Source organism: Allosphingosinicella sp., from assembly GCF_036387215.1.
Taxonomy (GTDB): Bacteria; Pseudomonadota; Alphaproteobacteria; order Sphingomonadales; family Sphingomonadaceae; genus Allosphingosinicella.
In genome coordinates this window covers 1-9,745 of record NZ_DASVUE010000396.1, presented here as the reverse complement: position 1 = coordinate 9,745, position 9,745 = coordinate 1, and the positions used below count along the sequence as shown (strand labels likewise).

7 protein-coding genes are annotated in these 9,745 nt (G+C 67.2%); 4 read left to right on the top strand and 3 right to left on the bottom strand.

Annotated elements, in window-relative coordinates; genetic code table 11:
* Together VF662_RS15275 and VF662_RS15270 are read right to left on the bottom strand one after the other, a co-directional pair.
* A partial coding sequence (locus VF662_RS15275) for a chromate transporter (RefSeq protein WP_464142794.1) occupies positions 1 to 900 on the bottom strand: 900 nt, incomplete at its 3' end.
* Entirely contained in the window at positions 875 to 1,636 is a 762-nt protein-coding gene (locus tag VF662_RS15270; protein ID WP_464142793.1) for a sulfite exporter TauE/SafE family protein, read from the bottom strand. The genes VF662_RS15270 and VF662_RS15275, both read right to left, overlap by 26 nt.
* Positions 1,637 to 1,793: 157 nt before the next feature.
* On the opposite strand from VF662_RS15270, the gene VF662_RS15265 reads away from it, so the two are divergent.
* Entirely contained in the window at positions 1,794 to 3,413 is a 1,620-nt protein-coding gene (locus tag VF662_RS15265; RefSeq protein ID WP_464142791.1) for a response regulator, read from the top strand.
* Position 3,414: 1 nt separating this feature from the next.
* Here VF662_RS15265 and VF662_RS15260 read toward each other — a convergent pair whose 3' ends face one another.
* Positions 3,415 to 5,601: a family 1 glycosylhydrolase gene (locus VF662_RS15260; protein ID WP_464142790.1), complete on the bottom strand. Its 2,187-nt coding sequence runs from the start codon at positions 5,599 to 5,601 to the stop codon at positions 3,415 to 3,417.
* A 217-nt stretch (positions 5,602 to 5,818) separates the two neighbouring features.
* Between VF662_RS15260 and VF662_RS15255 the strand changes: the two genes are divergently transcribed.
* From VF662_RS15255 to VF662_RS15245, 3 genes are all read left to right on the top strand, one after another.
* Positions 5,819 to 9,031: an amidohydrolase family protein gene (locus VF662_RS15255; protein WP_464142788.1), complete on the top strand. Its 3,213-nt coding sequence runs from the start codon at positions 5,819 to 5,821 to the stop codon at positions 9,029 to 9,031.
* Between the two features lie 86 nt (positions 9,032 to 9,117).
* Positions 9,118 to 9,438, top strand: a complete 321-nt coding sequence (locus tag VF662_RS15250; protein ID WP_464142787.1) for a PilZ domain-containing protein — start codon at positions 9,118 to 9,120, stop codon at positions 9,436 to 9,438.
* 59 nt (positions 9,439 to 9,497) lie between these two features.
* Positions 9,498 to 9,745 (top strand): PilZ domain-containing protein (locus VF662_RS15245; RefSeq protein WP_464142785.1); only part of this gene is annotated, 248 nt, incomplete at its 3' end.

Sequence of the window (9,745 nt, the reverse complement as noted above, 5' to 3'; positions counted from 1 at the left end):
CCCCGGCCGAAGCCAGCCATAGCCTTCGACCGCGGCCTGCGCGACATAGGCGAGCACCGCATAGGCGCCGCCGAACGTCACCACCGCCATTTGCGAGAAGAAGATCGCAATGTCGGCGAATGTGCCGCCACCCGCCGCCGCAAGCAGCGAGACGGGGGCCAACCACAGGAGGAGCAGGATCAGCGCAAGCCGGACGAGCCCGCGAGGCTTACGGGCATGGGCGGGAAGGCCGGTGCCGAGCAGGCTTTCCGCATCGGGCGTCCCCGCTCCGGCCGAGCCGTGACCGCCGCCGCTGAACGCGGTGCTTCCAAGCCGGGCGGCGAAGAAACCGAGGATCCCGGCGCCGAGCACGATCAGCGGGAACGGCACGTCGAACAGGAAGATGGCCGCGAACGCTCCAGCCGCGACGGCGATACGCTGCGGGTTCCGAAGCGCACGGCCGCCGATCCGGATCACCGCCTGGAAGACGATGGCGAGAACCGCAGCTTTCAGCCCGAAGAACAGGGCCTCGACAGGTCCCGCGTTTCCGTAAAGCACGTAGACCCAGCTCAAGGCCATGATCGCGACGAGGCCCGGCAGGATGAACAAGGCGCCCGCGACGAGCCCGCCCTTCACCTTGTGCAGCAGCCAGCCGATGTAGACGGCGAGCTGCTGCGCCTCGGGCCCCGGCAGCAGCATGCAGAAGTTGAGCGCGTGGAGGAAACGCTCTTCCCCGATCCACTTCTTCTCGTCGACGAGGATGCGGTGCATCACCGCGATCTGACCGGCCGGCCCGCCGAAGCTCAGCAGCGCGATCCGGAACCACACCCGCACCGCTTCTGAGAAGGGGATCGCCGCCCCGGGCTCGGTTGTCTCGGCTGCCACGCCGCCTTCCCTACGATAGCGCGCGGTAAATTCCATAGGCGCTGGTAAGGATCAGGAGCACGCCCACCAGCACCAGCAGCGCCCGTGCCGGAGCGCGCTTGGCGACGAAGGCGCCGAGCGGCGCCGCGGCCACGCCTCCGATCAGGAGCCCCACGGTGGCGGTCGTGAACATCTCCCAGCCGAGCGTCAGGATGAAGGTCGCCGAGATGGTGACGGTAAGGACGAATTCCGACGCGCTGACGGTGCCGATCACGGTCCTCGGCTCCGCCCCCTGGACCAGCAGGTTGCTCGTTACCACCGGACCCCAGCCGCCGCCGCCCGCCGCGTCGAGGAAGCCGCCGGCAAGCCCGAGCGGCTCGATGATCTTCGGCCGCTTCGACACGGGCGGATATTTGATCCCGCGCCAGAGGAGGTAGATGCCGATCGCGGCCAGATAGGCGAGGATGAAGGGCCGCGCCGTTCCCGCATCGATCTGCGTCAGCACATAGGCGCCGAGGATGCCGCCGATCACGCCGGGGATCACCAGCCGCGCGAAGAGGCGCCAATCGACGTTGCGGTGGAGGATGTGGCTGGCGCCCGACACGCCGGTGGTGAAGCTTTCGACGGTGTGCACCCCCGCCGATGCCGCCGCCGGCGGCACTCCGAGGCTCAGGAGCAAGGTGGTGGAGATCACCCCGAACGCCATTCCGAGCGCGCCGTCCACCAGCTGCGCCGCGAAGCCGATCGCGATGAAAGGGAGGAGATCGGCGAGGCCGTACGACAGATCGAGCATTTGCACGCCTCCTCATCGACTCGGCGGCGACCTAGCAACTCTACTGACAGGGTGGACAATATCCGCGCGCCAAAACGAACGCGAATCGAGCCGGAGCGGTGGCGGCGTTGCCAAGGCAAGGCTGTACGCATAGGCGTTTGAGCGGGGGTAAGGCTTCATGCTCGATTATCTGAACGTCTTCTGGAACGCGCGGGACCTTGCTCCGCACGGTTTCTGCCTGCTCTGGCAGCCGGAGCTGGTCTGGACCCATGTGGTCGCCGATGCGCTGATCGCCGCCGCCTACTTCTCGATTCCGATCGCGATCATCCGCTTCGTCACCGGGCGGAAGGACGTGGAGTTCAGCTGGATATTCTGGCTGTTCGCTCTGTTCATCGTCGCCTGCGGCACCACTCACCTGATGTCGATCTGGACGCTCTGGACCCCGGATTACGGCCTCGAGGCGCTGATCAAGGTCATCACCGCCATCGCGTCCGTCGGCACCGCGATCGTGCTCTGGCCGCTTATCCCGAAGGCGCTCGCCCTTCCCTCGCCGCTGCAGCTTAAGCAGGCCAATGCCGAACTGGGCGAGCGGGTGCGCGAGCGGGACGAGGCGCTTGCCCAGCTGAAGCGCGAGATCGCCGAGCGCGAGCGTGCCGAGGCCGCGCTCCTCCAGGCCCAGAAGATGGAGGCGGTCGGCCAGCTGACCGGCGGCATCGCGCACGATTTCAACAACCTCCTCCAGGCGGTGTCCGGTACCCTCGATCTCATCGTCAACCGGCCGTCCGATACCGAGCAGGTGCGGAAATGGGCGCAGCGGGGCCTGCAGGCGGCCGAGCGCGGGACTCGGCTCACCGGCCAGCTGCTGGCGTTCTCACGGGTGCAGCGGCTGGACCTGAAGCCGGTAGTCATCGGGCCGCTGATCCAGGACATGCTCGATCTTTTCAGCCGCAGCCTCGGCCCGTCCATCAGGATCGAGACGAACCTGCACGAAGCGGGCGACGCCGTCCTCGCGGACCGCACCCAGCTCGAGCTCGCGCTCCTCAATCTTGCGATCAACGCACGGGATGCGATGCCGGAAGGCGGCACGCTCACCATTTCGAGCAGCATCAACGATGCCTGCGATCCGGAGATCTTCCCGCACGGCTGCATCGATATCTGCGTCAGTGACACGGGCGGCGGAATGGCGCCCGAAGTGCTCGAGCGCGCTTTCGAACCCTTCTTCACGACAAAGGGCGTCGGCAAGGGAACCGGCCTCGGCCTCTCGATGGTCTACGGCGTCGCCAAGCAGTCGGGCGGGGACGCGCGGATCGACACCCGCCCCGGCGAGGGCACCACCGTCACCATCACGCTCCGGCGCGATGCGGCGGGCCCCGGCGGTGCGCTTCCCGAGACTCCGGCGGGTGCTTCGGCGCCGGCCGGCAGCGGCAACGGCTTCACCGTGCTGGTGGTGGACGACGACGAGGATGTGCGGACGACCGTCCGCTATGCCCTCGAAGAGCTCGGCTACAGGGTCGAGGAAGCCGCCGACGGCGCATCGGCCCTCGCGCTGCTTGCGGAGCGGCGGCCGGATGCGGCGATCGTCGATTTCGCGATGCCCGGCATGAACGGCGCGGAGGTCGCCCGGCAGGCGCGGCTCCTGCATCCGGACCTGCCGGTGCTGTTCGCGAGCGGCTATGCCGACACGGACGCGCTCGGCGATGCGCTCGGCAGCGAGATGCCGCTTCTCCGAAAGCCGTTCCAGCTCGGCGAACTTGCGGCGCAGCTGGCGCAGAGCATCGCCGCCGGCCGCTCCGGCTAACCTATTCCGCGGCGATACCCTCGGCGGGCGGGCGGACCAGGTCGCCCACCTCGACGAGATATTCCTCGATCGCCTTTTCCACCGGCCGGAGCATGATCCCGCGCTCGCTCGTCAGCGCGGTGTTGGCGGGCGCATCCTCGATCGGCTGCACGAGCGCCGAATCGAGACCGGCACCCTCGGCCACTCGGGTGGCGAATTCGTGCCAGCTGAGCTTCCCCTGGTTGGCGAGGTGCCAGATGCCGGTTTCGCCGTCGATCAGCAGGTCGAGCGTCGCATGGACGAGGTCGGGCACATAGGTGGGCGAGACGGACGTGTTCCGGCCCGCCTGCACCGGCTCGCCGCGGGCGAGGGCGTTCAGCGTATTCCAGGCGAAGTTATACTTGTCCCACGGTCCGAAGAAGGCGCTGGTTCGGATCACCAGCGCATCCTCGAGCGCGCCGAGCACCTCGGCCTCCGCTTTGGCTTTGCTGAGGCCGTAGACGTTTGCCGGCTTCAGCGGATCGCTTTCGGTGTAGGCGCGGCCGAGCTGGCCGTCGAAGACGAGATCGGAGGAGAAGGTGACGAGCTTCACCCCCGCAGCCGAGCAGGCACGGGCGAGCTTCTCCGGCCCCTGCGCATTGGCCTTGAGGCAGGCGTCCTTCTCGCGCTCCGCATCGGCGACGCGGACGAAGCCGGCCGTGTTGATGATCGCCCAGGGCCGGTGCTTCTCGATTGCAGCCGCGATCGAGGCCTCGTCGCAGATGTCGAGCTCCTCGCGCGTCGTCAGGCAGTAAGGCAGCGCGCGGTCGTCGCAGATGCGGGCGAATGCATTGCCGAGCGTGCCCGTAGCGCCGGTGATCAGGAGCTTGCGGCCGCCCCATTCCATCGGCCTGCAGCGGCCGTTCCACGCGTAGAGCCGCGGCGGGCGCCGCCACCAGCCGGGCGAATCCAGCACCGGATGGTCGAACGCCTCCCCATGTGCCAGCGCCTTGGCTGCCTTTGCGACCACGGTCGGCCGAGGAGTGCCGCCGCGCACGTCGAATGCGCCGGTATCGTAGAATCCGTTCTTCTGGGTCAGCAGGAACCGCCAGTCGACATTGCCGAACATCGACCAGATGGTGACCGCGCGAAGGTCCATCCCCTCCTCGCGAAGCTGCTTTGCGGTGTTCCAGACTTCGACGAACCAGCGCAATTGCTCGTCGCGGTGGCAGCCGTGATGGACTTCGGTGATCGCGATCGGGATGCCGTAGCGTTCCCACGCCTCGCGGAGGCGCGGGGCAAAGCCGGTATCGTCCTCCAGCCGCTTCACCCGCACCGCCTCGGCATCGACATAGGTGTCGCGCCCGTTCCCGCCCACTTCGTGGCCCGGATAGAGGTGGATGCGGTGATCGAGGAAGCGCTCGCTGGTGAGATAGTGGTTGATGCCGAGAAGGTCCGGCTTCGCCTCGCCGCCCGCAAAGGCCTCGATCTCGTCGGCGCCGATGCCTGCATCCACGAGCAGGCGGTGCATCTTGTGGTCCGGGCCGATCCGGCCGCAGAGCAGGTCGAGGCTCAGCCAGCGCCGCTCATTCTCGAAATTCGCCTGGTAACGGAGCGGCGCGGTCGAATAGCATTTGCCGAGATCCTCGGTCTGCACGAGCTGAGCGTCGGGGATCGCCTCCCGGATCGCCCGCATCGCCTCCAGCGTCGCCTTGCACTCGTTGACGAGCGCGCGAAGGAAAAGGGCATAGTCCTTGGTATGTGGATACCAGTGGCCGTAGAGGGCCGAGAAGCGCGCCGTCGTCAGCGGCTCGTTCACCGGAGTCCACATCTTGATCCACGGATAGCGCGCAGCGACCTTCGCCGCATATTCGCCAAGCTTCCGCGGGAATTCCGGATCCAGCATCTCCGTGTAGCGCGGCCCGGAGCCGTGGTGGAGAAGGCCGCCGATCACCTCGATCCCGCGATCGCGGAGCATCGCCAGCCGCTCGTCGGTCCAGGAGAAATCGAGCTCGTCCGGACTGTCGGGCGCGATGCTTTCCCAGAGGATCGGATAGCGCACGGTGGTGACGCCCAGATCGGCGATCAGATCGATATCGCCCCTTCGATAGGCGTGGCCGGTTTCCTCGCTCTGGTCCCGATATTCGTCCCCCACACGGACCACGGTACACTCGACGCCGCCCCACATTTCGAGCCGGGAAGCGCCGGAGGTCGCAGAAGATTCGATCATTTGGCCTCGGCACGTTTCCTAACGGATGAGTAACGAACGGCTCTTCGCCGGGTCTGGTTCCGGTAAAAGGACTACGGGCTAAAGCAGGTTAGGCTGAATCGGCAGCGCCGTTGATCCATGTAAAAAGAATCACTTGCCGACGGCGGGATTGCTGTTGCACCGCTCTCGCCTCCCAACTCACCAGCTCGCGTTCGTCCTGACGCGCCGGAGCATTTTCATGATCAAAGGCATCGCCGCACTCTCGCTTCTTCTCCTCTCCTCGACCGCGCTGGCCCAGAAGAAGGAGGAGGCGAAGAAGTGGGATGTCGCCGCGCCGCCGGTGAAGATGCGGCAGGTGCCGATCAATGTCTCCGAGGGCACGTGGATGAACCTCGACGTGAGCCCCGACGGCCGAACGGTCGCCTTCGACCTGCTCGGCGACATCTATACGATGCCGATCGCCGGCGGCCGCGCGATGCGCATCGCCGCCGGCATGCCCTACGAGACGCAGCCGCGCTTCTCGCCCGACGGGCGGCAGATCGCCTTCACCTCGGACCGTGCGGGCGGCGACAATATCTGGCTGATGAACGTCGACGGCTCGAACCGCCGCCAGCTCACGAAGGAGAGCTTCACGCTCCTCAACAACCCCACCTGGAGCGCCGACGGCAAGTATATCGCTGCGCGCAAGCATTTCACGACGCAGCGCTCGGCCGGAACGGGCGAGGTCTGGCTCTACCACGTCGCCGGCGGCAACGGCGTGGCGCTGGTCGAGCGGCCGAACCCGCAGTTCCAGAAGGAGCTCGGCGAGCCGACGTTCACGCCGGCCGGCGACGCCATCTACTTCAGCCGCAACACGACCCCCGGCAACACGTTCGAATATGCGCAGAATTCGAACGAGCAATTGTTCACGATCGAGCGCTACGACATGAAGACCGGCGAGCGGACGACCGTGGCTGGAGGCCCGGGCGGAGCGGTGCGCCCCACCCCCTCCCCCGACGGGCGCTGGCTGGCCTACGTCCACCGCGAGCGCGCCAAGTCGAAGCTCTACATCAAGGATCTTCGCTCGGGCGAGGAGCGCAAGATCTACGACAATCTTGACCAGGACATGCAGGAGACCTGGGCGATCCACGGCGTCTATCCCAACATGGACTGGACTCCGGACAGCCGCTCGATCGTCTTCTGGGCGGGCGGCAAGATCCGCCGCATCAACGCCGACGGCAGCGGCCTCGCCGAGATCCCCTTCCAGGTCTCCGACACGCGCGACGTGGTCGATCCGCCGCGGCCCCAGGTGAACGTCTACAGCGACAGCTTCGCCACCAAGATGCCGCGCTTCGCCGGGCTTTCGCCCGACGGGCGCCGAGTGGTCTTCGAAAGCCTCGGCCGGCTGTATGTGAAGGACGCCGCCGGCGGCGCTCCGCGCCAGCTCACCGCCCCCGACGGCGATTTCCAGCTCTATCCCTCCTGGTCCCGAGACGGCAGCCGCATCGCCTATGTCAGCTGGAACGACCAGCGGCTGGGGGAAATCCGTACCGTCGGCGCCGACGGCTCAGGGATGCGCACCGTCACCCAGGTGCCGGGCCATTATCGCCGCCCCCGCTTCTCCCCCGACGGGCAGACGATCGTGTTCGAGCGCGGCGGCGGCGGCTTCCTCACCTCCGACCGCTGGTCGGAGGATCAGGGCGTGTTCCGCATTCCCGCTGCCGGCGGCGAGGCCACCCTGCTCGTCCGCAACGGCGGCAACCCGCATTTCGGCGCCGCCGGCGACCGCATCTTCCTCGAGCAAGGCGGCGAGAAGCTGAAGCTGATCAGCGTCGACTGGAACGGCAAGGATCCCCGCACCCACGCCCAGGGCGAGATGGCGATCGAATATCAGGTCTCCCCCGCCGGCGACGCGCTCGCCTTCCGCGAGAATTACAACGTCTTCGTCATTCCCTTCTTCGCCGGCGCGAAGACCGTGGATGTGGGGGCGAAAAGCAACCAGCTTCCCGTCGCGAAAGCTTCGGACACGGGCGGCCAGTATCTCAACTGGGGCTCGGGCGGCCGCAGCCTCGCCTGGAGCCTCGGGCCGACGCTCTACACGGCCGACATGGGTTCGCTGATCCGCAGCGACGGCGGCAAGTACACGCCTCCGGCCACCGGCATTGCGCTCGGCATGAGCGCTCCCGCCGACCGTCCGCAGGGGCAGGTGGCGCTGGTCGGCGCCAAGGTGGTCACCATGGCGAACGATGCCGGCGGGATCATCGAGGACGGCGTCGTTTTGATCGACGGCAACCGCATCAAGGCGGTCGGCCGCCGGAGCGAAGTCGCGATCCCGGCTTCGGCCCGGCAGGTGGACGTCACCGGCAAGACGATCATCCCCGGCCTGATCGACGCCCACGCCCACGGCCCGCAGGGCGAGGACGACCTGATCCCGCAGCAGAATTGGAGCACGCTCGCGCACCTGGCCTTCGGGGTCACGACGATCCACGACCCGTCGAGCACCTCGAGCGAGATCTTCCCCGCCGCCGAGATGCAGCGCGCCGGCCTGATCCTTGCGCCGCGCACCTTCTCCACCGGCGAGATCGTCTACGGCGCGAAGAGCCCGGGGCGCTACGCGGTGATCGACAGCCTCGACGACGCCCTCGCCCACGTCCGCCGGCTGAAAGCTCAGGGCGCGCACTCCATCAAGAACTACAACCAGCCCCGCCGCGACCAGCGGCAGCAGGTCGTCGCCGCCGCGCTCCGCGAGAATATGGCGGTGGTCGCCGAAGGCGGTTCGCAGTATGAGATGGACATCGCTCTGATCGCCGACGGCAACACGACGCTGGAGCATAACATCCCCCAGTCGATGCTCTACGAAGACGTGCTGAGCTTCTTCGGCCAGACGAAGGTCGGCTACACCCCCACGCTCGGCGTCACCTATGGCGGCCTTGCCGCGGAGCCCTACTGGATCTCGCGGAGCCAGGTGTTCAAGCACCCGCTCCTCACCCGGCACGTGCCGGCGACGGTGCTCAACCCCGAGCTCGTCCGCGTGACGGTGGCGCCGGAGGAGGATTATGTCGACAAGGTGAGCGCCGCGACCGCGAAGCTCGTCTCGCAGCGTGGCGTCCCGGTCTCGATCGGCGGCCACGGCCAGCAGCAGGGCCTTGCCGCCCACTGGGACATGTGGTCCTTCGTCCGCGGCGGCTGGAGCCCGATCGAGGCGCTGAAGGCCGGCACCATCACTCCCGCCCGGGCATTGGGCTTCAAGGACATCGGTTCGCTCGAGCCGGGTAAGCTCGCCGACCTCGTGATCCTCGATGCGGACCCCACGGTCGACATCCAGAACAGCGACAACGTCTCGAAGGTGATGCTGAACGGCCGCCTCTACGACGCCATGACGATGAACGAGGAAGTCACCGGTACCCGCAAGCGGCAGCCTTATTATTGGGAGCAGGAGGGCGGATCGGCCCCGGCGGCGGCTCGTCCCTAGGGGCGAGATCGCCGCAGCCGGCTGCTAGGAATTCAGTAAGTCCTTTGGGCGCATGATCATTTCGTACCTCGCGCGGAGTGATGCGGATGGGCTTGCAGAAACGGAACCTCGGCCTTGCCGGCGACATCATCCAGCGCACCCAGCCTCGGCTGGTGGACCAGCGCTCCGAGGAGCGGCTGAGCGACGTCGTCGAGCGGGCGATCGTCACGTTCCGCGGCCAGGAATATCTGGTGCCGGTGGTCAACATTTCCTCGCGCGGGACCATGATCGAGTGCGACATCCTGCCGCGCATCGGCGAGGCGATCGTCATCCAGTTCGAGCATTGCACCCGCATCCACGGCTTCGTCCGCTGGGTCCGCGACGGCCGCCTCGGCCTCAATTTCGGGCATGAGATAATCCTGGGCTAGCAATAATTCTTCCATGCTTTGGATTTAAGCAGGGCGCCGGACAGGATGGGGCAAGCCAGGTGATTCACGCGCAGATCAGCATCGACACGACCACCGAGCTGAGGCGGAGCGAGCCGCGTGTGCCGGTCGAGGCGGCCGTTCCGATCCGGCAGCTCGGCCAGACCGCGGTCGATGCCCGCCTCGTCAACATCTCCAGCCGCGGCTTCATGGCCGAGACCCTGGCGATGATCGAGGCGGGCTCGCGCATCTGGCTCACCCTCCCCGGCCCGGGCCGGGTCAACGCGCTCGTCGTCTGGGCGAGGAACGG

What these genes read in the sequence shown, in the direction of transcription:
- VF662_RS15270 (WP_464142793.1), bottom strand. Translation starts at nt 1,636, where the DNA reads ATGCTCGATCTGTCGTACGGCCTCGCCGATCTCCTCCCTTTCATCGCG.
- VF662_RS15265 (WP_464142791.1), top strand. Translation starts at nt 1,794, where the DNA reads ATGCTCGATTATCTGAACGTCTTCTGGAACGCGCGGGACCTTGCTCCG.
- VF662_RS15260 (WP_464142790.1), bottom strand. Translation starts at nt 5,601, where the DNA reads ATGATCGAATCTTCTGCGACCTCCGGCGCTTCCCGGCTCGAAATGTGG.
- VF662_RS15255 (WP_464142788.1), top strand. Translation starts at nt 5,819, where the DNA reads ATGATCAAAGGCATCGCCGCACTCTCGCTTCTTCTCCTCTCCTCGACC.
- VF662_RS15250 (WP_464142787.1), top strand. Translation starts at nt 9,118, where the DNA reads ATGGGCTTGCAGAAACGGAACCTCGGCCTTGCCGGCGACATCATCCAG.